The 23719-nt window shown below is 66.2% G+C and carries 28 protein-coding genes and 1 pseudogene; 17 read left to right on the forward strand and 12 right to left on the reverse strand.

Annotated elements, in window-relative coordinates; genetic code table 11:
• Positions 1 to 32: 32 nt before the first annotated feature.
• From queG to ACNHKD_RS15850, 3 genes are all read left to right on the forward strand, one after another.
• Positions 33 to 1157 (forward strand): tRNA epoxyqueuosine(34) reductase QueG, encoded by a 1125-nt coding sequence (gene queG, locus ACNHKD_RS15840; protein ID WP_442754444.1) that lies wholly within the window; start codon positions 33 to 35, stop codon positions 1155 to 1157.
• A 104-nt stretch (positions 1158 to 1261) separates the two neighbouring features.
• Positions 1262 to 2494, forward strand: a complete 1233-nt coding sequence (locus tag ACNHKD_RS15845) for a hypothetical protein (RefSeq protein ID WP_442754445.1) — start codon at positions 1262 to 1264, stop codon at positions 2492 to 2494.
• A 13-nt stretch (positions 2495 to 2507) separates the two neighbouring features.
• On the forward strand, positions 2508 to 3515 hold the full coding sequence (locus ACNHKD_RS15850) for a WD40 repeat domain-containing protein (RefSeq protein WP_442754446.1): 1008 nt from the start codon (positions 2508 to 2510) through the stop codon (positions 3513 to 3515).
• Positions 3516 to 3534: 19 nt separating this feature from the next.
• On the opposite strand, the gene ACNHKD_RS15855 is transcribed toward ACNHKD_RS15850, so the two are convergent.
• Positions 3535 to 4356 (reverse strand): hypothetical protein, encoded by an 822-nt coding sequence (locus ACNHKD_RS15855; protein ID WP_442754447.1) that lies wholly within the window; start codon positions 4354 to 4356, stop codon positions 3535 to 3537.
• A complete protein-coding gene (locus tag ACNHKD_RS15860) occupies positions 4357 to 4947 on the reverse strand; it encodes a hypothetical protein (RefSeq protein ID WP_442754448.1) in 591 nt (196 codons plus the stop codon).
• Here ACNHKD_RS15860 and ACNHKD_RS15865 point away from each other — a divergent pair.
• The 4 genes from ACNHKD_RS15865 to ACNHKD_RS15880 all read left to right on the forward strand — a co-directional run bounded on the left by ACNHKD_RS15865 (position 4946) and on the right by ACNHKD_RS15880 (position 7024).
• Complete coding sequence (locus ACNHKD_RS15865) at positions 4946 to 5068, forward strand: hypothetical protein (protein ID WP_442754449.1); 123 nt, start codon at positions 4946 to 4948, stop codon at positions 5066 to 5068. The two genes, ACNHKD_RS15860 and ACNHKD_RS15865, sit on opposite strands and share 2 nt — an antisense overlap.
• A gap of 46 nt (positions 5069 to 5114) precedes the next feature.
• Positions 5115 to 5345, forward strand: a complete 231-nt coding sequence (locus ACNHKD_RS15870) for a hypothetical protein (RefSeq protein WP_442754450.1) — start codon at positions 5115 to 5117, stop codon at positions 5343 to 5345.
• 52 nt (positions 5346 to 5397) lie between these two features.
• Positions 5398 to 6222, forward strand: a complete 825-nt coding sequence (gene thiD / locus ACNHKD_RS15875) for a bifunctional hydroxymethylpyrimidine kinase/phosphomethylpyrimidine kinase (RefSeq protein WP_442754451.1) — start codon at positions 5398 to 5400, stop codon at positions 6220 to 6222.
• A gap of 79 nt (positions 6223 to 6301) precedes the next feature.
• On the forward strand, positions 6302 to 7024 hold the full coding sequence (locus ACNHKD_RS15880) for a hypothetical protein (RefSeq protein ID WP_442754452.1): 723 nt from the start codon (positions 6302 to 6304) through the stop codon (positions 7022 to 7024).
• A gap of 87 nt (positions 7025 to 7111) precedes the next feature.
• On the opposite strand, the gene ACNHKD_RS15885 is transcribed toward ACNHKD_RS15880, so the two are convergent.
• The gene (locus tag ACNHKD_RS15885; RefSeq protein ID WP_442754453.1) at positions 7112 to 7561 is read right to left on the reverse strand and encodes a GatB/YqeY domain-containing protein; all 450 of its coding nucleotides are present in this window, start codon (positions 7559 to 7561) and stop codon (positions 7112 to 7114) included.
• A 245-nt stretch (positions 7562 to 7806) separates the two neighbouring features.
• Between ACNHKD_RS15885 and carA the strand changes: the two genes are divergently transcribed.
• Positions 7807 to 8997, forward strand: coding sequence for a glutamine-hydrolyzing carbamoyl-phosphate synthase small subunit (gene carA / locus ACNHKD_RS15890; RefSeq protein ID WP_442754454.1), 1191 nt, complete (start codon positions 7807 to 7809; stop codon positions 8995 to 8997).
• Between the two features lie 176 nt (positions 8998 to 9173).
• Here the strand turns inward: carA and ACNHKD_RS15895 are convergent, their stop codons facing one another.
• Positions 9174 to 9791 (reverse strand): hypothetical protein, encoded by a 618-nt coding sequence (locus tag ACNHKD_RS15895; protein WP_442754455.1) that lies wholly within the window; start codon positions 9789 to 9791, stop codon positions 9174 to 9176.
• 120 nt (positions 9792 to 9911) lie between these two features.
• Between ACNHKD_RS15895 and ACNHKD_RS15900 the strand changes: the two genes are divergently transcribed.
• From ACNHKD_RS15900 to ACNHKD_RS15910, 3 genes are all read left to right on the forward strand, one after another.
• Positions 9912 to 10487, forward strand: a complete 576-nt coding sequence (locus ACNHKD_RS15900) for a DUF2975 domain-containing protein (protein WP_442754456.1) — start codon at positions 9912 to 9914, stop codon at positions 10485 to 10487.
• Positions 10487 to 10708: a helix-turn-helix domain-containing protein gene (locus ACNHKD_RS15905; RefSeq protein WP_442754457.1), complete on the forward strand. Its 222-nt coding sequence runs from the start codon at positions 10487 to 10489 to the stop codon at positions 10706 to 10708. Before ACNHKD_RS15900 ends, ACNHKD_RS15905 begins: the two co-directional genes overlap by 1 nt.
• A gap of 159 nt (positions 10709 to 10867) precedes the next feature.
• Entirely contained in the window at positions 10868 to 11719 is an 852-nt protein-coding gene (locus tag ACNHKD_RS15910; RefSeq protein WP_442754458.1) for a hypothetical protein, read from the forward strand.
• On the opposite strand, the gene ACNHKD_RS15915 is transcribed toward ACNHKD_RS15910, so the two are convergent.
• From ACNHKD_RS15915 to ACNHKD_RS15925, 3 genes are all read right to left on the reverse strand, one after another.
• Entirely contained in the window at positions 11704 to 13332 is a 1629-nt protein-coding gene (locus ACNHKD_RS15915) for a copper resistance D family protein (RefSeq protein WP_442754459.1), read from the reverse strand. The genes ACNHKD_RS15910 and ACNHKD_RS15915 overlap by 16 nt on opposite strands.
• 2 nt (positions 13333 to 13334) lie before the next feature.
• Complete coding sequence (locus tag ACNHKD_RS15920; RefSeq protein WP_442754460.1) at positions 13335 to 13691, reverse strand: copper resistance CopC family protein; 357 nt, start codon at positions 13689 to 13691, stop codon at positions 13335 to 13337.
• 95 nt (positions 13692 to 13786) lie between these two features.
• Positions 13787 to 14482: a GyrI-like domain-containing protein gene (locus ACNHKD_RS15925; protein WP_442754461.1), complete on the reverse strand. Its 696-nt coding sequence runs from the start codon at positions 14480 to 14482 to the stop codon at positions 13787 to 13789.
• Between the two features lie 157 nt (positions 14483 to 14639).
• Here ACNHKD_RS15925 and dapF point away from each other — a divergent pair, with 157 nt between their 5' ends.
• Entirely contained in the window at positions 14640 to 15500 is an 861-nt protein-coding gene (gene dapF / locus ACNHKD_RS15930; RefSeq protein ID WP_442754462.1) for a diaminopimelate epimerase, read from the forward strand.
• Complete coding sequence (locus tag ACNHKD_RS15935) at positions 15497 to 16666, forward strand: radical SAM protein (RefSeq protein ID WP_442754463.1); 1170 nt, start codon at positions 15497 to 15499, stop codon at positions 16664 to 16666. Before dapF ends, ACNHKD_RS15935 begins: the two co-directional genes overlap by 4 nt.
• On the opposite strand, the gene ACNHKD_RS15940 is transcribed toward ACNHKD_RS15935, so the two are convergent.
• Positions 16650 to 16853, reverse strand: coding sequence for a hypothetical protein (locus ACNHKD_RS15940; RefSeq protein WP_442754464.1), 204 nt, complete (start codon positions 16851 to 16853; stop codon positions 16650 to 16652). The genes ACNHKD_RS15935 and ACNHKD_RS15940 overlap by 17 nt on opposite strands.
• Before the next feature lie 204 nt (positions 16854 to 17057).
• Between ACNHKD_RS15940 and ACNHKD_RS15945 the strand changes: the two genes are divergently transcribed.
• Positions 17058 to 17762 carry an XRE family transcriptional regulator gene (locus tag ACNHKD_RS15945; protein WP_442754465.1) on the forward strand — a complete coding sequence of 235 codons (705 nt, stop codon included), beginning with the start codon at positions 17058 to 17060 and terminating at the stop codon, positions 17760 to 17762.
• 6 nt (positions 17763 to 17768) lie between these two features.
• On the opposite strand, the gene ACNHKD_RS15950 is transcribed toward ACNHKD_RS15945, so the two are convergent.
• Positions 17769 to 18956, reverse strand: coding sequence for a PQQ-dependent sugar dehydrogenase (locus ACNHKD_RS15950; RefSeq protein WP_442754466.1), 1188 nt, complete (start codon positions 18954 to 18956; stop codon positions 17769 to 17771).
• Positions 18957 to 19049: 93 nt separating this feature from the next.
• Entirely contained in the window at positions 19050 to 19460 is a 411-nt protein-coding gene (locus ACNHKD_RS15955) for a PRC-barrel domain-containing protein (RefSeq protein WP_442754467.1), read from the reverse strand.
• Positions 19461 to 19669: 209 nt separating this feature from the next.
• Here ACNHKD_RS15955 and ACNHKD_RS15960 point away from each other — a divergent pair, with 209 nt between their 5' ends.
• Entirely contained in the window at positions 19670 to 20371 is a 702-nt protein-coding gene (locus ACNHKD_RS15960; protein WP_442754468.1) for a TerC family protein, read from the forward strand.
• 77 nt (positions 20372 to 20448) lie between these two features.
• Here the strand turns inward: ACNHKD_RS15960 and ACNHKD_RS15965 are convergent, their stop codons facing one another.
• Complete coding sequence (locus tag ACNHKD_RS15965) at positions 20449 to 21315, reverse strand: tetratricopeptide repeat protein (RefSeq protein ID WP_442754469.1); 867 nt, start codon at positions 21313 to 21315, stop codon at positions 20449 to 20451.
• A 134-nt stretch (positions 21316 to 21449) separates the two neighbouring features.
• Positions 21450 to 21668 (reverse strand): annotated as a pseudogene (gene rpsU / locus ACNHKD_RS15970) (30S ribosomal protein S21); the annotation flags it as partial.
• A 430-nt stretch (positions 21669 to 22098) separates the two neighbouring features.
• Between rpsU and ACNHKD_RS15975 the strand changes: the two are divergent.
• A complete protein-coding gene (locus ACNHKD_RS15975; protein ID WP_442756919.1) occupies positions 22099 to 22860 on the forward strand; it encodes a metal ABC transporter ATP-binding protein in 762 nt (253 codons plus the stop codon).
• On the forward strand, positions 22850 to 23719 hold the full coding sequence (locus tag ACNHKD_RS15980) for a metal ABC transporter permease (RefSeq protein WP_442754470.1): 870 nt from the start codon (positions 22850 to 22852) through the stop codon (positions 23717 to 23719). The genes ACNHKD_RS15975 and ACNHKD_RS15980 overlap by 11 nt, the downstream gene beginning before the upstream one ends.

Consider the following 23719-nt stretch of genomic DNA (forward strand, 5'->3'; position numbering starts at 1 on the left):
CGTCTCCGCGCGGCGCCTTATATTCGCGACGAATGGACCTTCCAAGCGCGATCCGCGCCCACGCCCTCTCTCTCGGCTTCGACGCCTGCCGCTTTGCTTCCGCCGAGACGAATCCCGCGCTGGCCGACCGGCTGCGGGAATGGCTGGCCATGGGCGCCCATGGCGATATGGCCTGGATGGCGGAGACGGCCGAACGCCGCGCCTCCCCCACGTCCCTCTGGCCGAAGGCGCGGAGCGTCGTGATGCTCGGCCTCAATTACGGCCCCGCGTCAGACCCGCTCGCCGCTCTGGAAAGGCGCGATTGCGGCGCAATTTCTGTCTACGCTCGCCATCGCGACTATCACGACGTCGTCAAGGGCCGGCTCAAGCAACTCGCCGCCTTCATGATCAAGCGAGCGGGCGGCGGCGAGGTCAAGGTCTTCGTCGACACCGCCCCCGTCATGGAGAAGCCGCTCGCCCAGTCGGCGGGGCTCGGCTGGCAGGGCAAGCACACAAACCTCGTCTCGCGCGGCTTCGGCTCCTGGCTGCTCCTCGGCGCGATCTTCAGCGATATCGCGCTCCACCCCGACCCGCCGGAGCGGGACCATTGCGGCTCCTGCCGCAACTGCCTTGACGCCTGCCCGACCGAAGCTTTCATGGGGCCTTACCAGCTCGATGCGCGCCGCTGCATTTCCTACCTCACCATCGAGAATAAGGGCCAGATCCCCCGCGAATTCCGCGCCGCCATCGGCAACCGCGTCTATGGCTGCGACGACTGCCTCGCCGTCTGTCCCTGGAATAAATTCGCGCAGGCCGGCCGCGAGGCGAGGCTCGCCGCCCGGCCAGACCTCGAAAGCCCGCCGCTCGCGGAACTTGCGCGGCTCGACGACGCCGGCTTCCGCGCGCTCTTCTCAGGCTCGCCGATCAAGCGCATCGGCCGCGCGCGCTTTCTGCGCAATGTCCTTGTCGCCATCGGCAATAGCGGCGACGCGGCGCTCGCGGCCGAGGCGGAACGGTTGCTGCGTGACGATGAGCCGCTGGTGCGCGGCGCCGCCGTCTGGGCCCTGGCCAGGCTCGCGCCACAACGGCTCGTTGCATTGCAGTCGCTTTTCGCTTCCGAGCCCGATGAAACCATACGGGGGGAGTGGGCAAAAGAGACACACCAAGGGAAAATTTAGCGGCTCGCCGCCTTTCATGCGCCGCAGCACGCTTGTCGTTCGCCGTTTCGAACTAATCTGACAAGCGAGACCCCGATTCAGCCCCGCCGCCGACCGCCACCGGAATGATCAACCTATCGAGACGACCTGCCGACGACCCGGCCGAAGAGGCGGCGCGCCTCCTGCTGCGGCTCGGCGTATTCATGCTGTTCGTGATCTCCCTGCTGGCCCCGATCCTTGCGCGGCAGACCGTCTATATCCTGCTGCCCGTCGGCGCGGCGCTGCTTCTCGCCTCGGCCGGCCTTTCCAATAACGGACGACCGAGCGGCTCCCTGCGCGCGCTCGTTGCGTCCCCGCCGGTCTGGGCCGCGCTATTGCTCGGGCTCTGGGCCGGCGTTTCGCTGATCTGGACGCCCTTCGAAGGGCCGGCCGAGCGCTTCGCCAAGGCGGCCGCGACCATGGCGCTCGTGGCCGCGGCGGCGGGAGTCATGCCGCTGCGGACCAAGACCTCGAATCTCAATTTGCTGCCGATCGGAGTGGGCGTCGCTGCGGTCGCGCTCGCGGCGATCACCCTGCTGGCGGCGCCGAAATATACGGTGGAGGACATTCTCGACGTCGGCCCGCTCGGCCGCGCCGGCCTCGGTCTCGCGCTTCTGGTCTGGCCGGCGATGGGCGCGCTCGCCGTGCGCGGCCGCTGGATCATGGCGGGCGCCTTGGGGCTCGCCACCTATTTCGCCTGCATCCTCGCCAACGCGCCCAACGCGCTGCCCGCGCTGCTCGGCGGCGCCCTTGTCTTCGCGGTCTCCTTCGGCCGCGCACATAGGGCGTCGGCCGCGCTTGCCGGCTTCATGGCGGCGGTCGTGCTGCTCGCGCCCGTCGTGGCGCTTTCGGCGCATTTCATCTGGCCCGAGCGCGCCCCGGATTTTTTCCGTCATCTCGCCTTCTGGGGACATATGATCGCGGCCGACGGGCCGCGGACGCTGCTCGGCCATGGCTTTGGCTCCGCCACATGGAGCGTGCTGCAGGGCTATCTCCCGCCCGCGACGCCGCGCAGCCTCATCTTCCAGATCTGGTTCGATCTCGGGGCGCTGGGCGCGGCGGCGCTCGCGCTGGTCCTTGCCCGCGCGAGTCTCGAGGTCGGCCAGTCGCGCCCGGCCCTCGCGCCCTTTCTCCTTGGCGGCGTCGCGGCCGGCTTCGTCATCTGCCTGCTCGGTCCCGCCGCCGAGCAGCTTTGGTGGCTGACGCTGGCGGGGCTCGACGCCATCGCCTTCGCTCTGGTAATGCGCGGTCAGTTCCGCAAACGCCGCCCGGTCCTGCCGATCGGCTTCGGCGTGGCCCCTGCGGACGACGCCGCCTGACAGAGAGACTGCTTTGGCCGAATATCCGACGCTCACCAATGCGGTCGAGCCGCTCTCCCTCGGCGACGCCGTCGTCGCCGGCGGCTGGCTCGGCGACACGCCCGCCTTCGCCCTCGCGGACGGCTCGGTCACCCTCGGCGACAGCAATGAGAGCCGCCGGATCGCCGCGCATCCCGACGCCGCGATTCTCGTCGCCGCGGGCGACGGCAAGCGCCTCGTCACCGGCGGCGACGACGGCCGCGTCGTCGCGACGGACGCAGGCGGCGGGACGGGAACCGTCGCCGACGAAAAAGGCAAGTGGATCGACGCCGTCGCGCTGCATGAGGGCGCCGTCGCCTGGTCTGCGGGCCGCAACGCTCGCGCCCGCTCGGCGAAGGGCGAAGTGAAATCGCTCGACCTGCCCTCGACCTGCCGCGGCCTCGCTTTCTTCCCGAAGGGCTACCGCCTCGCCGCCACGCATTACAATGGCGCCACTTTGTGGTTCCCCAACGCCGGCAAGCCGGAGCTGCTGAGCTGGAGCGGCTCGCATCTCGACGCGACAATCTCGCCGGACGGCCGCTTCCTGATCACCTCCATGCAGGAGAACACGCTGCACGGCTGGCGCATCGCCGACGGCAAGCACATGCGCATGGCGGGCTACCCCGGCAAGACGCGCAGCTTCTCCTGGTCCTTCGACGGCAAATGGCTCGCGACCTCCGGCGCCGACGCCTGCATCATCTGGCCCTTTTCCGGCAAGGACGGGCCGATGGGCCAGCAGCCCCGCGAATGCGGCGTGCGGGTGAACGTGCCCGTCACCCGCGTCGCCTTCCATCCCGGCGCGATGGTCGTCGCCATGGGCTTCGACGACGGCTTGGTGATGCTCGCGCGCGTCACCGACGGCTCGGAAATATTGGTGCGCCGCCCGGCGGAAGATCCGAAGAACGCCCGCATCAGCGCGCTGGCGTGGGACGCCAAGGGCGCGCGGCTGCTCTTCGGCGCGGAGAACGGCGACGCGGGGCTGCTGACGCTGCCGAAGGGGTAAGCGATATCCGTTTAAGGAGTCAACCCGATCTCAAATGCTCGTATATTGTGGACAGCAATATAACGTCGAACATATCGCCGAGGCGCTCTTTTCGCTCCTGACCCGACTCGTCTGGAAATTTGGTCAGAAACAGGCCGTCGAACTCGTCGCGCAATAGAATTGAGAAATTGATAAAGGACGTTCCCTTCGCAGCCTTTGCCAATCGTGCTTTCGTAAGTTCGGGAACGAGCGCCAACTGCGTTTCGCATTCCTGCTTCAACGTCTGGTCGGCCGCCTCCTCGTCATCGTTCCAGCCTGAATCGCAAGCCCGCCGCATCGCTGGAACGATCTTTTCTGTCCACAGGAAGCCGCCGCTGTCAGAGCGGGCATAACCCGCAGCAGCCAGCGCGTCGATTTCGCGGAGAAAGCTCTGATGGGGATAAAATACTTCCCTGATCGTCGGCAGTTGCGGGCCCGGCGCGCCATAACTCCCCGCAAGAACAAGATAGGTCACCAATATTTCTTCAAGTTCGACAACAGTCTCATATGACGGATCGCCGAGCGTCGACCTGATTTCTTCAGCAGGTGGGAAGCAGAAAAATGGAGGCCAGCCCTTTTGTTGCGCCAGCGCCTCGTCATCAACACTCAACCCTTTGCAGGCCGGCCCGTAGGCCGCGCAAGCTACTCCGAGTTTCCAGAGAACGTCGCAGCTATTTTCAAATGCGCTCTCGTAGTAATGACGGACATAGCCAGACTCCATCCCCTCTGCTTGCGGAAGGATGTCCCGCAACAAGCGGGCGATCCCCACCGCGATCTCAGCAAGCAGGCGCCTTTCCGGCAGCGTTAGCGAGACTAACGTCATTCACCAAATCCTCCTTCGGCAATCTGGCGAACGAGGCTTAAGAAAACGCCCACCATTACCCTCTGCAGACGATGGCGTCAGAAGCCAGACGACCTCCCCGGCCCGCTCCGGCGGCCAAGTCATCACCGCCGCCTTCAGCCGCAGCGCCCGGGCGCTCGCCGTCCGCCCTTCGGCGAGATAGCGGCGGATCGCCTCGCCTGCATCGGCGCCCTCCGAAGGTATGCACCGCCACAGCACGTCGACCCGCCGCCCGTCATATCGCGGCGGATCGAGCGGACTCTTTCCGAATTTCGAAGGCCCGAAATCCGACGTGAAAGGCTTGCGGTTCCACAGCCGCGCGTCGGGGCGGCGCGCGAAGAACGCCCAGATGTCGAAATCGTGCACGCCGTCGCTCGCGGCGGGGTCAAGATAGTGATCCGCCGCGCCCTGGCAGAGGCATAAGCCCAGAAGACGGCCCTCGTAGAGCGCGCGCTTCTGCGGATGCTTGTCGAAGGCGGCGTCGATGCGCGCGAGGGCCAATTCGGCGAGCCGATGCAGGTCGGCGCGGTCGATCGTCTCGAAGGAGCGGGCGGTGCGCGGGGCTTGGCTCATGACGTATCGGTTTACGCTGATCGCACTCCTCGGCGTGGAGATGGGCGGGACAAGCCCGGCGACGACGGCGAAGTGGCGGGGCGAAAACGCCTGCGCCGTTGGAACGGCGGCAAGCGGCTGACGTTTGAAGCTTATCCCTTCAACCCGGACAGGCGCGAGCCCCGACCATGACCAGCAAAGCCGAAAGCGATCCCCACCAGCATATCCAGAAAATGGCGGCCTATCTTCAGGAGACGATCAACCGCCTGCGCGAGGATATCGAGCAGGTCGACGAGCCGCAGCTCAAGGCCATGTTCGAGACTTCCGCCGAAGTGTTGAACGGCCTGAAAAAGGCCTATAGCGACTACGACGAAAAGAAGGAGCCGGCCTGGCCCGGCGGGCGCGAGCTGCATAGCTGACCCCGGCACATGCCGGCGAATGGCGGGAGCCGGTTTTTCGCAAGATGCGCGCGTGGACAAGAGGAGCGGCGAGATCGCGAGGAAAATCCCCAGGCTCCTCTCCATAGCGGGCTCCGACCCTTCGGGCGGGGCCGGGGCGCAGGCGGATCTGAAAACCTTTTCCGCCTTCGGCTGCTATGGCATGGCGGCGATCACCGCGCTCACGGCGCAAAACACGCGGGGCGTGACCGCCGCCTACCCGCTCGCGCCCGACATCGTCGCGGCGCAGATCGAAGCGGTCGTCTCGGACATTCCGCCCGACGCCATCAAGATCGGCATGGTCGCGACGCCCGAGATCGCCGCCGCCGTCGCCGCCGCGCTGGGCCGCACGCCAGGCGCCGTCGTGCTCGATCCGGTGCTTGCGCCCACGCAAGGCGCGAGCCTTGCGACCGCAGGTCTGGAGAGGGCGCTGATCGCGACGCTCCTGCCCCTCGCCCGCCTCGTCACGCCCAATGTCTTCGAAGCGGCAGCCTTGACCGAGACGTCGCAGGCAAAATCCGTGGAAGCGCTCGCAGCGCAGGGGCTGCTCCTCGTGGAGGCCGGCGCCGAGGCGGTTCTGGTCAAGGGCGGCGATCTTTCGGGGGACCCTGTCGACGTCCTCGTCGCCGACGGCGAAACGCGGATCTTTCATGGCCGCCGGATCGCCACACGCCACACCCATGGCACCGGCTGCGCGCTCTCTTCCGCTATCGCCGCCGGCCTCGCCAAGGGCGAATCGCTCATCGACGCCATCGCCGCCGCCAAGACGTGGCTCGAGGGCGCGCTCGAAGCCGCCGAGGCGCTCGACATGGGCGAGGGGCGCGGCCCGCCGCATCATTTTTACGCGCTCTGGCGATAAGTCCGCGGCCACGCTTTGAGGCCGGTGATGAAGTTCGTAATATTTTACGTACAGTTACGATTAAGATTGGGGGGCGCGAATGACCTTTGCGACGCCGACGCTCGGGCTTTCCAGCGGCAACAAGGACAGGATTTTCTACTCCTCCATGGCCGTCGCGATGGCCGTGACGGTCTTCATCGGCTTTGGCCCGACCTTCTTCTTCAAGCTTTTCTCCGAGTCACCGCCGCTGCCGCCGCTGCTGCATCTCCACGGCGCGGCCTTCGCGGCCTGGTATGCGCTCTTCCTCACGCAGGCGACGCTGATCTCGAACGGGCGACCCGACATGCATCGCAAGCTCGGCTATGCGGGCATGGGCCTCGTCGTCGTCATGGTGGTCCTCGGCGTGCTGGCGGCGACCCACGCCATCCGCACCAACCACACGCCGCCGGGCCTCGACCCCCGCTCCTTCCTCGTGCTGCCCTTCTTCGGCATCGGGGTCTTCGCGATCCTTTCGGGCGCGGCCTTTCTAATGCGCAAGCGCCCGGAGACCCATAAGCGCCTGATGCTCCTCGCCAGCATCGCCATGCTCGACGCGCCCATCGCGCGCATTCCCAGCGTCTTCGTCACGGGAGGCCCCCTCGCCGCCTTCGGGCTTCAGGACCTCTTCGTCATTGCCTGCATTGGCTATGACTTTTTCTCGCGCCGGCGCATCCATCCGGCCTATCTCGTCGGCGGGATTTTCATTCTGGCGATGCAGCCGATGCGGATCGTCGTTTCGACGACGCCGTGGTGGCTCGCTTTTGGGGACTGGCTGAAGGGGTAAAGACCGTCATTGCGCGCGAAACGAAGCGATCCAGAGCGGCATGGCGGCTCTGGATCGCTTCGTCGCTCGCGCTCCTCGCACTGACGCTTATCCGTTCAACGCCGCCTTCACCGCCGCGCTGGCCTTCGCGAAGTCCATGCGGCCGGTATATTTCGCCTTCAGCGCCGCGACGACCTTGCCCATGTCCTTGATCGAGGCCGCGCCCGTTTCGGCGATCGCGGCCTTCACGGCGTCGGCGACCTCGGCCTCCGAGAGCTGCTGCGGCAGATAGGCGGAAATGACCGCGATCTCGCCCCTCTCCTTGTCCGCGAGGTCGGTGCGGCCGGCCTTCTCGTAGATGTCCAGCGATTCCTGCCGGCTTTTGATCATCTTCTGAAGCAGCGCCAGTATGTCGTCCTCGGTTAAGGTCTTGCCCGCGCCGCGCGCCTCGATGTCTTTGTCCTTGAGGGCCGCATTGATCATGCGCAGGGCGTCGACCCTCGCGCTGTCGCGGGCCTTCATGGCGTCTTTGAGGTCCTGGTTGATCTTCTCGCGCATGGGGTTCCCTTTTTGCGGCGGAATGGTCTAAAGCATGGAGACCGTCATCAATCGACGAGGCTTTCCCTCACCCTCCCCTTGAGGGGGAGGGTCGAACCGCGCCAGCGGTTCGCGGTGGGTGAAGCCTCTTGGCGCGATGGCGTCACCCCCTCCCGATCGCCTTCGGCGATCGACCTCCCCCCTCGAGGGGGAGGTGGGCGCGCCTCGCCGATGGCGGCGGCCGATGCAACGGGCATAGAACGGACATGACCCTCGATCAAGACAATGGCTGGACCAAACCCATTCACACCGGCGTGCTGGTGCTCGCGAGCGGCGATGTGATCGAGGGCTACGGCCTCGGCGCCGTCGGCGAGGCCGTGGGCGAGGTCTGCTTCAACACCGCCATGACCGGCTATCAGGAAATCCTGACGGACCCTTCCTATGCGGCGCAGATCGTCACCTTCACCTTCCCGCATATCGGCAATGTCGGCGTGAACGAGGAAGACGTCGAGACGGTCGACCTCGCGAAGAGCGCCGGCGCCGTGGGCGCGATCTTCGGCCAGAAGGTGACCGAGCCCTCCAATTTCCGCGCCGAGACGACGCTCACCGACTGGCTCGCCAAACGCGGCGTGGTCGCCCTTTACGGGATCGACACGCGCGCGCTCACGGCGCTCATCCGCGAACGCGGCATGCCGAACGCCGTCATCGCCCATTCGCCCGAGGGCGAGTTCGACATTCCCGCCCTCAAGGCCAGGGCGGCGGGCTGGCCGGGGATCGACGGCATGGACCTCGTGCCGAGCGTCGGCGCCAAGGAGCGCTATGACTGGAAAGAGACGCCCTGGAGACTCGGCGCCGGCTTCGGCGCGCGCGACGGCGAAGCGAAATTCCGCGTCGTCGCCATCGATTACGGCGTGAAACGCAACATTCTGCGCCTTCTGGCCGATCAGGGCTGCGAGGTGATCGTCGCCCCGGCCACTGCGACGAGCGCGGAGATTTTGGCGCTCAAGCCCGACGGCGTCTTTCTTTCCAACGGCCCCGGCGATCCGGCCGAGACGGGCCGATACGCCGCGCCCGTCATCCGCGACCTTCTCGCGAAGAAAATCCCGACCTTCGGCATTTGCCTTGGCCATCAGATGATGGCGCTCGCCGTCGGCGCGAAGACGAAGAAAATGCCGCAGGGCCATCACGGCGCGAATCATCCGGTAAAGGACTTCACCACTGGCAAGGTCGAGATCGTTTCGATGAATCACGGCTTTGCGGTCGACCGCGACAGCCTGCCGGCGAACGCCGTCGAGACGCACCGCTCGCTCTTCGACAGCTCCAATTGCGGCATCGCGCTCACCGACCGCCCGGCCTTCTCAGTGCAGCACCACCCCGAGGCCTCGCCCGGCCCGCAGGACAGCCATTATCTGTTCCGCCGCTTCGTGGAGATGATGGAAAAGGCGAAGGCGGCGTAAAAATCGAACCGCGCGCCTTCAGGCGCGCTCAGTTTGCTGACAAAGCCGGTTGACGCCCCTCATGAGGGGCCTCTTCTTTTGTACCAGCCACTTAGGCCTCATCCTGAGGAGCGCGCGCAGCGCGCGTCTCGAAGGACGAGGCCGCCTCGGAGGTTTGCCAACAAGCGGCGCCGCCTTCAGGCGCGCTTCGCATGTTTCTCGCAACGGGGAACGCTCCGCGCGATTTCCTCCCAGCTTTTCGTTTGCGTCAACTGCGGCTTGACGTCGAATCCCTCCAGGAGAGGCAGCCAGCCGATCTCGTCCGACGCATGGAGATAGGCGTCGAGGACGACCGGCCCCTCGGGAATCTCATCCTTGCGGCACGCGAGCTCGCCGCCGATCTCGACCCCGCCCCTGCCGTGACGGCCGGCGGCCTTGGCGCTTTGCGTTTCAGCCTGAAAGGCGCGAACCGCCGCGAGATCGCGCGGGGCGACCTCATAGACGACAAGCGCCGATGACGGCGCCGCGAGACGCGCCAGCGCGTCCCGATCCTGCTCGCGCTCGGCGCGTTGCAGATGGATGTCGAGCGTTCGTCCCGCGCCGCCATCCTCGAACGCGTATTTCGCCAGCAAAATCGTCTTTTCGGGCGTCAACGTCGCCCAATCCGGCGCCCGCACCGCGACCCGGATTTGCGCGACATCCGCTGTCCCGAGATCGAAGCCGCGCAACTTCCATTGCGTGGAGAAGGACGCGCCGTTGCAGCCCGCGAGAGCGACAGCCGAAAAGAGACCGGAAATCAACATGATCTGGCGCATGATTTGATTCATCCTATGCGATATTTTTTTAATGTATTGCATTAAAATTTTTATGCGTCAATATTAGTGCGTTCGCTCGTCGGCATGACGAAGCCGGCCAGATCATCTTGGAGACGCGCAATGACCCATTCCGCCGCATTTCCCTTAGCGGGGAGCCCCCGCCTCGCCGCCTTGCGCGCGAAAATCGGCTGGCTTTGCCAGGCGATCCGGCTGCTCGCGATCGGCTACGCCACGCTCACGCTGTGGGGCTTCTACCACTCATGGGCGACGCGCTCGCCCTATGAGCTCGCGACGATGCGCTTGTTCGGGCTCGACGTTTCAGGCGCTTCGGAGGCCCAATGGAATGCGGTGCTGGCGATGAGCCTCGCCTTGTGGCTGTTCGTCGCCGCGCTCGCTTTCTGCGTCTGGCGGCTTTTTTCGACTTACCTTACGGGCGCCGTGTTCTCGCCGGAAGCCGCCCTGTGGCTGCGCCGGACGGGCATTGCAGGCCTTGTGGCGATCGTCGCCGATTTCGTCGAACGCTCCGCCGTCGTCTATACGCTCGCCGCGCATCTGCCGGAATCGGCGAACGCCAGACACATGTTCATCAGAACCGAGGACTTCGTGCACATCATCCTGGCCCTCATGCTGCTCGCCCTCGCCCATATCCAGAAAACCGCGGCCGAGATCGCCGACGACAACGCCCAGATCGTGTAATGCCGATCATCGTCAATCTCGACGTCATGCTCGCGAAGCGCAAGATGCGCTCGCGCGACCTCGCCCAGCAGATCGGCATCGCCGAGCAGAATGTCAGCCTGCTGAAATCCGGAAAGGTTAAAGGCGTGCGTTTTGATACGCTCGAAAAAATCTGCGAAATCCTCGACTGTCAGCCGGGCGATATATTGGAATATCGCCCCGGCGATCCGCCAAAGGGTTAGAGCGCGCGGCGAAAAGCGCGAACCGGTTTTTCGCGAGACGCGCGCTCTAACCTTTGGAATCGGTCACGTTTTCCGCGATTAGGCGATTCCGCCCAATCGCAGCGTGATCTAAAGTTCCGTCGCATTTTCGGGAGTCGTCAGATGAGCGTCGCGGGGGTCATGAAAGCTGTCGCCCTCGCCGCGCTCGCATTGGTCGCGGCGCTCGCCGTCTCTTTCACGATCCGGCCCGGATTGCGGGCGGCCTTGCTGGCGGAGCTGCACGATCCCGCCGACCTGCCGGCGCTGGCGTCGGACCCAAGGATCCATTACGAACTGAAGGCCCGTATCTGCGCTGAGGCCGTCGCGGCGGTCCTGCCCACGGCGGTCGCCAAGGTCGAGGCCGAGCATGGCCGGCCTTTCGGCAAACCGCCGATCATCGGCGTCTATGACGACTTCAACGCCTATGCCCGCGCCAACGGCCTTGGGGATTCCGACGTAGCCGGGGTCTCCCGGGCCGGTCGCGCCCTGCTCTCGCCCGCGCTCTGTAAGAACGAGGCCAGCCGCCTGACCGGCGTGCTGACGCACGAATTGTCGCATGTCCATCTCTTCGGCTGGCGGCCGCGCGGCGCGCCGCGTCCGCCGCAATGGTTCACGGAAGGCCTCGCCGTGATGGCCTCCGACGGCGGCGCCGCCGAAGGCGTGAGCGACGCCGACGCCGAGCAGGCGATCCGCAACGGCTTCAGCATCATTCTCGACGCGACGCCCTGGGCCAATTTCGCGGCGATCCCCTTCGCCGCCGAGCCCCCTTGCGAAAAGGGCTGCGATCGCAAGAGCTTCCGCCAGCGCCTCGCCTACCGGCAGGCGGCGATTTTCATCGCCTGGCTGCGCAAAAGCGACCCGGGCGGCTTCTCTCGGCTAATGCGGGCGCTGGAGCGTGGCGAGGATTTCGACGCGGCGTTCAAGGCGGCGTTCGGCGGCACGCCCTGGGAGCGCTGGAAGGACTTCTCGTCGATCCTTCAGGCCTCGCGATAGAAGATCAGCGACAGCCCGACGATCATGAAGGCTGTCGGCCAGACGAAGCCTGCGATCTTCTTCGCATCGCCGTCAAGCCGCAACTCCAGCCAGCGCGACCAGCCCGCCGCGACGCCCGCGAGCGCCAGCGGCGTATGGGTGATCTCGATCAGCGTTTCCTCCTTGAGATTGGCGAGCGCATGGGAATGGGTGAGCAAAAAGGCCGCCGCCGTCGCCACGCTGATCGGGAAGACATAAGCCGCCCACCACGCCTTGATGCGCCCGAGCCGCACCTGCCATTCAAACAGGCCGAAGGCGACGATGAGCAGCGTCAGCAGCCGGTGCTGGGCGATCTCGGGATCGCGCAGGCTCTCGATGAGGCCGAGGCGCCCGAGCGGCCAGACGGCCTCGTCGGCGCGCAGGAAGAGGAATCCCGCAAGCCCCAGAAACACCAGCGGCCAATGCTGCACGACGGGCGCGAGTCGCCGGCTGGCGCGCTCGAGCAGCGCCATCACGCCCATGATGAAGACAAAGATCCCCGCCCAGTGATGATTATATTCCGACCAGGCGATGTCGGCCGCCGAACGCGGCGGCTGCGCGCCCGGCGGCAGCTCTTTCAGCGCCTCCGGCGGCAGGGCGGCCGACAGCGCCTCGAAATCCGGGCTGTCGAGCCGGATCGGAAAGCGCGGCTCCAGCCGATCGAGGATCTCGGCGAAGCTCGCTCGGTCGTTGGGCAGATCTCGCGCCGGCGGCAGCGAGGCGAGCGAGGCCGCGCAGAAGATCACCGTGAGGCCGATGCCGATTTCCGTCTCCGCGAAGCGGCGGGTGCGCAGCAGCGGTCCGGCAGGCTCGTTCTCCAGTTTGCGCACGGCAAGGAAATTCAGCCCGCCGAGGAGGAGAAGGCCGAGCAGCAGAACGATCTTGGCGCTGAGCATGAGGCCGTAGGATGTGCCGTATATGGCTGGGGGCGCCGCGACATAGAAAACCGCCATCAGCAGGCCGCCGGCGAGCAGCGTCGTGACCGCGCCCACGGACATATGCGAGAAGCGGCGGGCGACAAGCGCGCGCGCCTGCGGGTCGGGGACATCGGTCAGCGCCATGAGGAAATAGGGAATGCCGCCGATCCAGACAGCGGCGCCGACCATATGGAGGAACTCGGCCGCCGACAGCGCGACCGCCCCTTCGAACTGGCTGACCGCGTGGGTCGAGCCCGCCTGCACCCCGAGTAGCAGCGCCGACAGCACCGGCGCGGCCGAGCGGATCGCCGCGCCGCCGCGTTGGGCGCGCCAGGCCGAGAGCGCGATGACGCTCGCGATGACGCCCGCCATCAGGTCCACGGCGACAGCTCGCGCGCCGGCTGCCTCATGGAGCGCAATTTCGAGCGTGCCGACCAGCATGACGGTGAGCGCGGCGGCCGCAAGCGCCTCGGCGACGCCCAGCGCGCAGGCCGCGATAAAAACGAGCTGCAGCGCACGACGCTCCAGCGCATTCCCCGCGCCGGCGAGGCGCGGCGCCAGCGGCCAGACCAGCATCAGCAGAAAGGCGAGGCCGCCCACCGTGACGCTCTGCGCCGCGAGGATGAATCCCCGCAGCACGACCGCGAGGAAGCCGTAAATATCGACGAAGAGCTGCATCTTTAGCGGCTCACCGAGAAGGGAATGTCTCCCTGGGTGATGTGGCCGTCGGGGCTCAGCGTCTGCCAATGCAGCCGGTAACGCCCGTTCGTCAGGCCCGTCGCCCTGGCCTTCAGCGTGTCGGCGCTGCCGGCGTCGAGAATGGGGAGAAGGACAGAGTCGCCGTCGATCTTGAAGAGCTTCAGGTAGGAGCGCGCGGCGTCGATCCGGCTGTTGAAGCGGATCTCGATTCCAAGCGCGTCGCTCTCGACGGTCTCTTCCGGGCGCGGCGTCGAGCCGAGCACCAGCGCGTGGCCCCAGGCGGCGCCGGTAACAAGAGTCGCGAGGGCGCAGACGCCCGAAAGTCGGAAAAGCTTCATCAGTCGACCCGCAGCCGCCCGGATGGGCTCAAGTCGCCGATTAGCCGATTCCGCGCGGCATTAGCAATGGCTGGGCTCTTACCGCATCCTGCCGCTCACTTCAGGAAGACGTAGATATCCACGTCGACATTGGCGTCTTCGCTTTTGAAATCAGTTAGATACTCCTCGATGATAAGGTCCTTCGTATCCAGGCCCTTCTCGTCGAGATAGGCGGCGATCGCCTCATATGTGGCGTCGATTTCGTCATATGATCCGCGATGCTGGAATTTCAGCGCCTTGCCGGCCGGAGAGGCTCCGATTTCCACGCCGTCTGGAAGCTTCGGCTTGCCCTCCGGCGCAGCGGCGAGCGGGGCCATGGCCTCGAAGGAGAAACCGGTGTCGTCCGTCTTGGTGAAAACCGCGACCGGACGGCCATTGGCGGTCAGCCCGGCCTTTTTCACGGCCGCGTTGAGCCTGGCCAGCGCCTCGGAAAGGGTCTTGGCGGCGCCCTCCCACTTCCCCTGCCCCTTCAGCACCGCCGCCGGGCGCGCGTCGACCGTCACGGTCTCGCTCATGACCGAGGGCGCGGCATCCGGCGTCCCGGGCTTCGCGGTCTCGGCCTTTTCATCGGGCTTAGCGGCCTCCGGCGCGGCGGGCGCCGGCGCCGCGGCCGTCCTGTCGTCCTCCTCCGAAACGCCGGGGAACATGCGACGCTCGGCGATGACGGCCGCCGAAGCGACGAGAAGCGTGAAAATCGCCAGCGCCCGCCAATGGGTTCTAAGGGCGTCGATCAGACCCGGTTCCTCGTCCATTCCTGCTGCGTCCCCTTTTTGGCGAAAGCGATTCGTAGGCGACTCTTGGCGCGCAAATGCGACAGGCGTCGGGCGGTGCGCCTGCGTCGGGCGTCGCGAAGTAGCGCTGAAGCGACGCAGTCTCTATATACGACCGCGTCCCAATGGAAAGACGCGCATGCCGCATCCGCTCGACAATCACCCCATCCTCCGCATGAACGGCGCGGGCAACGAGATATTGGTGCTCGACCTGCGCAGGACGGACCATGTCCTGGCCCCGCAGGAGGCCCGCGCCATCGCGGCGGCGCCTCGGCTGCGCTTCGACCAGCTCATGGCGGTGCACGATCCCGTCGCGCCGGGCGACGACGCCTTCATCCGCATCTACAATGTTGACGGCTCGCTTTCCGGAGCCTGCGGCAATGGCGCGCGCTGCGTCGCCTGGGCGCTGGCGCGCGAGGGCAAGGAGCGGCTGTCGCTCGCGACCGACGCGGGGCGGATCGAGGCGCGGCGCGAGGCGGAAACCGTCTTTACCATCGATATGGGCCGCCCGCGCCTCGACTGGCGCGCCATCCCGCTGGCGCATGAGGCCGACACGCGCTCCGCGCCGCTCGACCCGCCCGTCTCAGGCGCGCCCGCGCAATTTTCCGCCGTCAGCATGGGCAATCCGCACGCGGTCTTCTTTGTCGACGACGCCATGGCGATCCCGCTTGAGACCATCGGACGAAGAATTGAGAATCACCCGCTCTTTCCGGAGCGCGCCAATGTCTCCTTCGCGCAGATTCTCGCGCGCGACGATATTTTGCTGCGCGTCTGGGAGCGCGGAACGGGCGCGACCAAGGCCTGCGGCTCAGCGGCTTGCGCGACCCTCGTCGCCGCCGCTCGCGCGGGGCTCACGGAAAGGCGCGCGCGGGTTCGCCTGCCGGGCGGCGACCTTCACATCGAATGGCGCCCCGACGATCATGTGATGATGACGGGGCCAGTGGAGTTCGAGTTCGAGACGCGGCTGACTTCAAGCCTTTTCGAAGGCGCGGCCGCATGAGCGCGCGGACGGGAGCGCTTCCGCGAAAAGCGGAAGTTCTCACCTTCGGCTGCCGCCTGAACCTAGTCGACAGCGAGGAGCTGGCGCGCCAGCATCCGGGCGCCGTCGTCGTTAACACCTGCGCCGTCACCAATGAAGCGACGCGCCAGGCTAAACAGGCGATTCGCCGCCTGCATCGCGAGCAGCCGGAGGCGCAGATCGTCGTCGCGGGCTGCGCCGCGCGCATTGACCCGCAAAGTTTCGCGGCGATGGACGGCGTGACGCGCGTCGTCGCCGACGAACAGCCCAATCGCGCACGCGCGGCGGAAGAGGGCACACGCGCCTTTCTCGCCGTGCAGAATGGCTGCGACCATCGCTGCACCTTCTGCATCATCCCCGCCGGGCGCGGCGCGTCCCGCTCCGTCGCGCCACGGGAGGCGGTCGCGCAGGCCCGCGCTTTGGTCGAGAGCGGGAAGCAGGAAATCGTGCTTACCGGCGTCGATCTTACAAGCTATGACGCCGGGGAGATGAAACTCGGCGGCCTCGCGCGTCTGTTGCTGCGCGAGCTGCCGGGGCTCGCGCGGCTGCGTCTCTCTTCGATCGACTGCATCGAGGCGGATGACGATCTCGTCGCCGCGCTCGCCGAGGAAGAGCGCCTCTGCCCGCATCTGCATCTTTCCTTGCAGGCCGGCGACGATCTCATTCTCAAGCGCATGAAGCGGCGCCATTCGCGGGAGGACGCCATCCGCTTCTGCGTCGCGCTCCGCAAGGCGCGGCCCGAGATCGTCTTCGGCGCCGATTTCATCGCGGGATTCCCGACCGAGACCTGCGACATGTTCTCGCGGACGCTTGCGCTCGTCGAGGAATGCGGGCTGACGCATCTGCATGTCTTCCCCTTCTCCGCGCGCCCCGGAACGCCAGCGGCCCGCATGCCGCAAGTCGCTCGCGAGATCGCAAAGGAGCGCGCCGCGCGCCTGCGCGAAGCGGGCGACCGCGCGCTCCTGCGCCATCTCGACGCGCAAAAGGGAAAGACCTTGCGCTTCCTCACCGAACGCGGCGGCGGCGCACGCGCGGCGGATTTCACCCTCGCGCGCATGCCGGGCGTCGAGGCGGGGCGAATGATCGACGCGCATGTGACGGGCGATGACGGACGCGCGCTGACCGTTTCCCCTATCGGTTCTCAGTGAGCGCGTTGGTGCGATTGCGGATCACTTCGAGCAGCGCCTCGCACAATGTCCCGGCGACGGCTTCCTCATCCGGCTGAGATAGCGCGCAGCGGAAGGCCGCGACGATCTCCGCATAGGCCTCAGCCCCATAGAGATTCATCACCGCAGTCAACATGCCGATCGCGGTTTCCTCGACAGAGGCCTGCATCCAATATCTCTCCCTGAAAACTCTAGCGGCGACGAACGCGATCGCGCGACCCACATGGACGAGTGGTCGCGAAAAAGGATAGGCTACAGAACATGTTGGCCGTCCGCGACGATTCGATCTTCGTGCGGCCGGACTTCGCTGTCGATCACGAATGGTGGATATACGCCAGAACAAGTCATTCGTCAACCATAGATGGTTGAGGAAATGAGCGAGCCGCGCCCGGAACATCTACGGGAATTCGCGGAACGCGTGCGTGCGCTCGTCGCGCCTTTCGGATCGATCGCGAAAGCGGCGAAGGCGCTGGGGATTCCAGAAAATACGCTGCGACGGGCCTGTGCGGGGCGGAACGAGCCGCAGGCCCCGCTGCTCATGGCGCTGTCGACAAGGCTCAACGTGTCGATGAGCTATCTGCTCGGCCTCTCCGACGACCCCGTGGTCGCAACGCCGCCCGGCGCCGTCGGCGATATCGGCGCCGAGTTCCGTCGCATTCCGAGCCTCGACGCGAGAGTGGCCGCTGGCGCGGGCGCCGAGACGTCGGCCGTCGCCGTCGAGAACATGCTGGCGTTCCCCCAATGGATGCTGCGCAAACTCGCGCCGCCCGGCGCCAAGCTCTCCTTCATGCGCGCGCAGGGCGACAGCATGCGGCCGATTTTCGGCGACGGCGCGCTGCTGCTCGTCAATGAAAGCGATACGCGCCTTTCGGAGGCGAAGAGCGGCTCGGAGCCGAAAGACATATATGTTTTCGAAAAGTCCGGCGCGTTGCGTGCAAAGCGCCTGCGGCTCAGGGAAAATGGCGACGTCATCGTCCTGAGCGAGAACCCCGCCTGCGATCCTGAGTTCCTGCGCGCGTCCGAAGCGAAGCGCGTCGCGGTGCTTGGCCGCGTCGTGTGGTGGGACGACCGGCTCTGAACATCGTCACTTCGCACGATAGGCGATGCGATAGATCGCGCCGTTCTGATCGTCCGTGACCAGCAGCGATCCGTCCGCCAGCTCCGCGACGTCCACCGGCCGGCCGAGATAGCCGCCCCGCCCGGCGTTCCAACCCTCGGCGAAGGGCGCGCTCTCGCCACCCTCGCCATTGGGGCCGAGCGTGGTGAACATCACGCGCGCGCCGACGGGGACGCTGCGATCCCACGACCCGTGCTGCGCCGAGAAAATCCCGCCGCGATATTTTTCCGGGAACATCGCGCCGTGGTAGAAGGTCAGGCCGAGATCGGCCGCGTGCGCGACTTCCTCGACTTGCGGAAAAACGACGCCTTCCGGCGGCGCATCCTTCGCATATTCATGCGTGCGCACATGGCCGCCGCCATACCAGGGAAAGCCGAAATTGAGGCCCGGCCTGTCGGCGCGATTGATTTCGCCGGGCGGGATGTCGTCGCCCATGCTGTCGACCTGATTATCGGTGAACCAGAGCCGCCCCCTGTCGTCGAACGCCAGGCCGACCGAATTGCGTATGCCTGTCGCGAAGACCTCGCGGCCGGAGCCGTCCGGATTCATGCGGACAATGCCGCCCATGCCTGTCTTCTCGTAAAGCGCGAGCCTGTCGCGCGGCGTGACATTGTGCGGCTGGCCGAGCGCGATATAGAGCCTGCCATCCGGGCCGACCTTGCACACCCGGGCGGAGTGGCCTCTGCTTTCCTCGCTGCGCGGAATGAGGTCGCCCGGCTTCACGATGGTCTTCGCGACAGATGCGGCGTCGCGCCATGCGTTTTCCGCGTCGTCGATGCGCGTCACGCGGTTGCGCTCGACAAGAAACAGCGCGCCGTCTTCCGACAGGCACACGCCATGCGGCATCACGAGACTCGCCGACGGCAGGAGGACGTCGACAGATTTCGCCTTTCCTTCGCCCGGCGTGATCACATAGGCGCGCTTTTCATCCGTGCCGACGAAGATCGCCTTGCCCTTCCGCCCAACGGCGAGCGTCCGCGCATTCGGCGCCAGCGCATAGAGCGATATGGAGAAGCCTTCCGGCGGCTTTACTTGCGACAGCGCTCGCTCGATGTCGTAGCGCTGCGCCTCCGCGTCGGGCGCACGGCCTCCCAGGGCGTAAGCGCCCATCGCGGCGCCGAGCAATATGATCGCCAGAGGGGAAAGCTTAATCATCGCAACCGCTCGCAAAAATCATGCGCGAAGAATGCAGCAATCGAAACGCGAAGCAAGGCCGCTCGGGCGGCCTTGCTGCTTTTGCGCCGGCGGTCAGAAGCCCGCCGTCTGATCCGTGCCGCGATTCTGCGAGCCCGCGCCGGAAGTCCCGCCCTCTTCCCAATAGGGCTGCGAACCGAAATGCTGATGGAGACGCGACTCCCAATCGCGGTTCGACCAGCTCGTCTCGTCATATTCCGGCGCGTTTTTAAGCTGCTCCGCCGTGACGTTCGTCACATAGCCGCCGAGATTGGTGTCGTATTTGAACGCCTTCCAGGGCAGCGGATGCTCACCCTCGCCGATTCCGAGGAACCCGCCGAAGGTCATGATCGCGTAGCGAATGACGCCCGAAACCTTGTCGATCATCAGATGGTCGATCTGGCCGATCTTGTTGCCGGAGGGATCATAAACGGCCGTGCCCTCGACATTCTCGCTGGAAATCAGATTGCCGCCTTGCGTCGCCATTCCCATCTTCGCCTCCTAAGCGCGTTGCGGACCTTTTCTCGGGTCCGCTGAGCCCAGAGAACAAATCTTCGCAGCAAATGTTCCCGAGGGAGCCGGCTGGCTGCGCATGGCGGCATGTGCCCGCGCGCGGGGGCCGGGCGGCTTTCGCGGGAGCCGAAAACGGTTTATGCAGCGGCAAGGCTCGCAAGCGGCGCGCAGGAAAGGGAGATATGGGCTCGGAAATCGCGGTCGGCTGGGAAGTCCTCGAAATAATCTGGATCAATATTCTGCTTTCCGGCGACAACGCCATCCTCATCGCCCTCGCCTGCCGCGGATTGCCGGTCAAGCAGCGACGCTGGGGCGTTTTTCTCGGCGCGCTGGGCGGCGTGATCCTGCGCGTGATCTTCACGCTGCTCGTCGTTCAGATGATGAGCATTCCCTATCTCAAGGCCTTCGGCTCCCTGCTCCTTCTGCTCGTCGCCGTCAAGCTGCTGATCGACGAGACCGAGCATTCGGACATGAAGGCGAAGCCCGATTTGATGGGCGCCGTCATCGCCATCATCATGGCCGACGCCGTGATGTCGCTCGACAATGTGCTCGCCATCGCGGCCGCCGCGCGCGGCTCGGCCTATCTCATCGTCTTCGGGCTCGCCCTTTCCGTCCCGATCGTGATGTTCGGGGCCGGCTTCCTGCTGAAGGCGCTGGAGCGCCTTCCGATTCTGGTCTGGGCCGGCGCGGGCCTGCTCGGCTGGGTCGCGGGAGACATGGCTGCGTCCGACGCCGCCGTTCTCGAAAGCCTGCGCGGCGTCGATCACGCGACGCTGGAGCGCGCGCTGTCAGGAGCCGGCGCCGCAATCGTGCTGATCGTCGCCTTCGCGGTGAAGGTCTATCGCCAGTGGCAGGAAGACCGGCGCGGCGAAGAGCGACGCTGAAATCAAGTCAGCGTCTTTCGCGCGGGATCAGCGGCGCGACTCCATACACGGCCGGATAACCGCGCGGCTTCTCTGCGTCAGCCGCGTAAGCCCTGCTTGGCGACCGGCTGCTGCGGATCGAGCTGCAGGGCGCGCTGATAGGATTCCTGCGCCTTCTGCCGATTGCCGCTCTTGTCATAGGCGACGCCCAGCCAGGCCCAGGCCAGCGCGCTCTTATTGTCGACATTGAGGGCCGCGTTGAAGTCCTCGATCGCCTTGTCGTATTTGCCCAGCGCGACGAGACTCTCGCCACGGGCCTGATAAGGCGCCGCCGCGAAGGGATCGCGATCGATGGCGTTGTCGAAATCCGTGACGGCGCGGGCGTCGTCGCCGCGCTTCTGATGGATCAGGCCGCGCGAATGGAAGGCCTGGGCGTTCTCGGGGTTCAGGCGGATCGCGGCGTTCAGGTCTTCCAGCGCCTGATCGAGATTGCCCTGCGCGCGCAGCAGATTGGCGCGGCCGATATAGGCGGGCGCATGATTCGGATTGGCCTGGATTGCGTGGTCGAAATCGGCGCGGGCGGAGTCGTTCTGCCCCGCCTGGCGGCTCGCCAGCGCGCGATTGGTGTAGGCGGCGGCGTTGTTGGGGTCGATCTTGATCGCCTGCGAAAAGTCGGCGATCGCTTCGCCGAAGCGGCCCACGCGCGCATAGGCGACGCCGCGCGTATTATAAGCTTCGGCGCTGCTGGGATTGCGCCGGATGACTTCGGTCAGCGAATCGAGATTGGCGGTCGCGGCCTTGGGGTCCGTGTCCGTGATTTCGGCGATGCCGCGGCCCGGCGGACGGATGCCGCTCGCCGTCTCGCAGCCCGCGAGCAGAAGCGCGGACAACGCCGCGCCGCTCAAACACCAAGCGCGCAAAGAAAGGGGAGACAAGCGAAACGACGCCGCGAGGCGGAAGCCCATGCCTGAAAACCCTCTCGACCCTATGCGACTTGAAGTCAGCCCATTCCTTGCCGGACGCGGTTAAAAAAGCGTCTCCATATGGCAGGAATTCGGCAGAATCGGCCAGTCGACGACCGCTATCAGCGACCCGTGGACTTGGCCTTCACCGGCAGCAGGCCTTCGCGCTGCAGCTTCTTGCGGGCCAGCTTGCGGGCACGACGAACGGCCTCGGCCTTTTCGCGGGCGCGCTTCTCGGACGGCTTCTCGTAATGGCCGCGCAGCTTCATTTCGCGGAAGATGCCCTCACGCTGCATCTTCTTCTTCAGCGCCTTCAGAGCCTGATCGACATTGTTGTCGCGAACGAGAACTTGCACGAAACCATCCTGCCTGTCTGTGGCGGCCCAGCGGGATTTCGATTCCCGTGAGTCTGTCCGAATTGGGAATAGGTCGCCGGGCGCTGACGGAGCGCCTGACCCGTGGATAGGGGAAATAGCAGAGTCGCCCCGCCCTGTCCATCGCCGAGGGGGCGTAAAAAGTACGGACGCGGCCGCGACCACGCGAGACGCTTGCTCCTGCGTCGCGTTATATTATAACGTCCGGTATGACCGACGCGACCACCCAGCGCCATCGTCACGCTCACGATCACGCTCTAGAAGGTTTTGCGCGCAGCCGCGGGCGCGACCGTGTCGCCGCCGTCCGCGCGTCGCTGCTGGAATCGTCCGCGGCCGCGCGTCTCCTCCGGATTTCGTTCGTCCTCGCCGCGCTTTGGGCCGGCGTCTATTGGGCGCTCCATTGAGCGCGGCGATGGCGCCGGGACCGATTCGCCTGGTCAATCTGACGCTGGGCTATGACCGGCGCCCGGCCGTCCACCACCTCGAGGGCGATATCGCGCCCGGCGCGGCGCTCGCCGTCTGCGGCCCGAACGGCGCCGGAAAATCGACGCTCTTGAAGGCCTTGGCCGGGCTCCTGCCGCCGCTCGGCGGGCGGATCGAGCGCGCCGGGGCCTCGGCGCGGGACATCGCTTATCTCCCCCAGCTCGTCGAAGTCGATCGCTCCTTTCCCATCAATGTGCGTGATTTCATCGCCATGGGCGCCATGCGCCGCGTGGGCCTTTTCGGCCGCATCGGCGCGAAGGAACGGGAGCGGACGACCGAGGCCATCGCCCGCGTCGGCCTCGCCGGCATGGACGACCGGCCCATCGACACGCTGTCCGGCGGACAGATGCAGCGCGTGCTCTTCGCGCGCCTCATCGTCCAGGACCAGCGGGTGATCCTGCTCGACGAGCCCTTCGGCGCGATCGACGAGGCGACGACGCAAGACCTGCTCGCGCTCATCGCCCAATGGCGAAGCGAGGGCCGAACCGTCGTCGCCGTTCTGCACGAGCTGGACCTCGCGCGGCGCGCCTTTCCACAAACGCTTCTGCTCGCCCGTGAGCTCATCGCCTGGGGCGAGACGCGAGCGACCCTTTGCGCGGATAATCTCGCAAAGGCGCGGGCCATGTCGGAAGCCTATGACCGGGCGGCGCGCGAGTGCCTGCGCGACGAAGAAGCCGAACATGCTCACTGACGTCTTCATCGCGCCCTTTCTCGATTACGAGTTCATGCGCCGCGCGCTCATCGGCTCGCTGGCGGTCGCACTCTCCGGAGCGCCGCTCGGCGTCTTCCTCATCCTGCGACGCATGTCGCTCGCGGGCGACGCGCTTTCCCATGCGGTGCTGCCCGGCGCGGCGGTCGGCTATCTCGTCGCGGGCCTTTCCCTCCCCGCCATGACCTTCGGCGGCCTTGTCGCAGGCCTCGTCGTCGCCCTCGCCACCGGCGCCGCCTCGCGTTTCACCACCTTGCGCGAGGATGCGTCGCTCGCCGCCTTCTATCTTGTCTCGCTCGCGCTCGGCGTCACGCTCGTGTCGCTCAAAGGTTCGAGCGTCGACCTGCTGCACGTTCTCTTCGGCTCGGTCTTCGGCCTGGACGACGGCGCGCTGATCATGCTCGCCGGGGTCTCGACGCTGACCCTCGTCGCGCTCGCCGTCTTCTACCGCGCGCTGGTGATGGACACGCTCGATCCCCTCTTCCTGCGCCAGACAAGCCGAATGGGCGAAGCCGTCCCCTTTCTTTTTCTCGGTCTCGTGGTTCTCAATCTCGTCGCGGGCTTTCAGGCGCTGGGCACGCTGATGGCGGTGGGCCTCATCATGCTGCCGGCTGCGGCCGCAAGGCTCTGGACGCATGAGCTCTCCGTCGCGCTTCCCCTCGCAGCGGGCGTCGCGGCGCTTTGCGTCTATGCGGGCCTCGTCTTCTCGAACGAGACCGGCGCGCCCACCGGCCCCGCCATCATTCTGGCGGCGGGACTCTGTTATTTCGCCTCGCTCATTTTCGGCCGCGCCGGCGGCGTTTTGCGCCTGAAGCGACCGCGCCGGCATTTGGAGGGATGA

The sequence above is a fragment of the Methylocystis sp. JAN1 genome, from assembly GCF_052186135.1.
Taxonomy (GTDB): Bacteria; Pseudomonadota; Alphaproteobacteria; order Rhizobiales; family Beijerinckiaceae; genus Methylocystis.

Coding starts and splice junctions, on each gene's coding strand:
- ACNHKD_RS15920 (WP_442754460.1), bottom strand. CDS start 13,691: ATGAAGCTTTTCCGACTTTCGGGCGTCTGCGCCCTCGCGACTCTTGTT.
- ACNHKD_RS15925 (WP_442754461.1), bottom strand. CDS start 14,482: ATGGACGAGGAACCGGGTCTGATCGACGCCCTTAGAACCCATTGGCGG.
- ACNHKD_RS15880 (WP_442754452.1), top strand. CDS start 6,302: ATGACCTTTGCGACGCCGACGCTCGGGCTTTCCAGCGGCAACAAGGAC.
- ACNHKD_RS15905 (WP_442754457.1), top strand. CDS start 10,487: ATGCCGATCATCGTCAATCTCGACGTCATGCTCGCGAAGCGCAAGATG.
- ACNHKD_RS15960 (WP_442754468.1), top strand. CDS start 19,670: ATGGGCTCGGAAATCGCGGTCGGCTGGGAAGTCCTCGAAATAATCTGG.
- ACNHKD_RS15860 (WP_442754448.1), bottom strand. CDS start 4,947: ATGAGCCAAGCCCCGCGCACCGCCCGCTCCTTCGAGACGATCGACCGC.
- ACNHKD_RS15955 (WP_442754467.1), bottom strand. CDS start 19,460: ATGGCGACGCAAGGCGGCAATCTGATTTCCAGCGAGAATGTCGAGGGC.
- ACNHKD_RS15940 (WP_442754464.1), bottom strand. CDS start 16,853: ATGCAGGCCTCTGTCGAGGAAACCGCGATCGGCATGTTGACTGCGGTG.
- queG (WP_442754444.1), top strand. CDS start 33: ATGGACCTTCCAAGCGCGATCCGCGCCCACGCCCTCTCTCTCGGCTTC.
- ACNHKD_RS15950 (WP_442754466.1), bottom strand. CDS start 18,956: ATGATTAAGCTTTCCCCTCTGGCGATCATATTGCTCGGCGCCGCGATG.
- ACNHKD_RS15915 (WP_442754459.1), bottom strand. CDS start 13,332: ATGCAGCTCTTCGTCGATATTTACGGCTTCCTCGCGGTCGTGCTGCGG.
- ACNHKD_RS15865 (WP_442754449.1), top strand. CDS start 4,946: ATGACGTATCGGTTTACGCTGATCGCACTCCTCGGCGTGGAGATGGGC.
- ACNHKD_RS15965 (WP_442754469.1), bottom strand. CDS start 21,315: ATGGGCTTCCGCCTCGCGGCGTCGTTTCGCTTGTCTCCCCTTTCTTTG.
- ACNHKD_RS15900 (WP_442754456.1), top strand. CDS start 9,912: ATGACCCATTCCGCCGCATTTCCCTTAGCGGGGAGCCCCCGCCTCGCC.
- ACNHKD_RS15855 (WP_442754447.1), bottom strand. CDS start 4,356: ATGACGTTAGTCTCGCTAACGCTGCCGGAAAGGCGCCTGCTTGCTGAG.
- carA (WP_442754454.1), top strand. CDS start 7,807: ATGACCCTCGATCAAGACAATGGCTGGACCAAACCCATTCACACCGGC.
- ACNHKD_RS15885 (WP_442754453.1), bottom strand. CDS start 7,561: ATGCGCGAGAAGATCAACCAGGACCTCAAAGACGCCATGAAGGCCCGC.
- dapF (WP_442754462.1), top strand. CDS start 14,640: ATGCCGCATCCGCTCGACAATCACCCCATCCTCCGCATGAACGGCGCG.
- ACNHKD_RS15845 (WP_442754445.1), top strand. CDS start 1,262: ATGATCAACCTATCGAGACGACCTGCCGACGACCCGGCCGAAGAGGCG.
- ACNHKD_RS15945 (WP_442754465.1), top strand. CDS start 17,058: ATGAGCGAGCCGCGCCCGGAACATCTACGGGAATTCGCGGAACGCGTG.
- ACNHKD_RS15935 (WP_442754463.1), top strand. CDS start 15,497: ATGAGCGCGCGGACGGGAGCGCTTCCGCGAAAAGCGGAAGTTCTCACC.
- ACNHKD_RS15975 (WP_442756919.1), top strand. CDS start 22,099: ATGGCGCCGGGACCGATTCGCCTGGTCAATCTGACGCTGGGCTATGAC.
- ACNHKD_RS15870 (WP_442754450.1), top strand. CDS start 5,115: ATGACCAGCAAAGCCGAAAGCGATCCCCACCAGCATATCCAGAAAATG.
- ACNHKD_RS15980 (WP_442754470.1), top strand. CDS start 22,850: ATGCTCACTGACGTCTTCATCGCGCCCTTTCTCGATTACGAGTTCATG.
- ACNHKD_RS15910 (WP_442754458.1), top strand. CDS start 10,868: ATGAAAGCTGTCGCCCTCGCCGCGCTCGCATTGGTCGCGGCGCTCGCC.
- ACNHKD_RS15895 (WP_442754455.1), bottom strand. CDS start 9,791: ATGCGCCAGATCATGTTGATTTCCGGTCTCTTTTCGGCTGTCGCTCTC.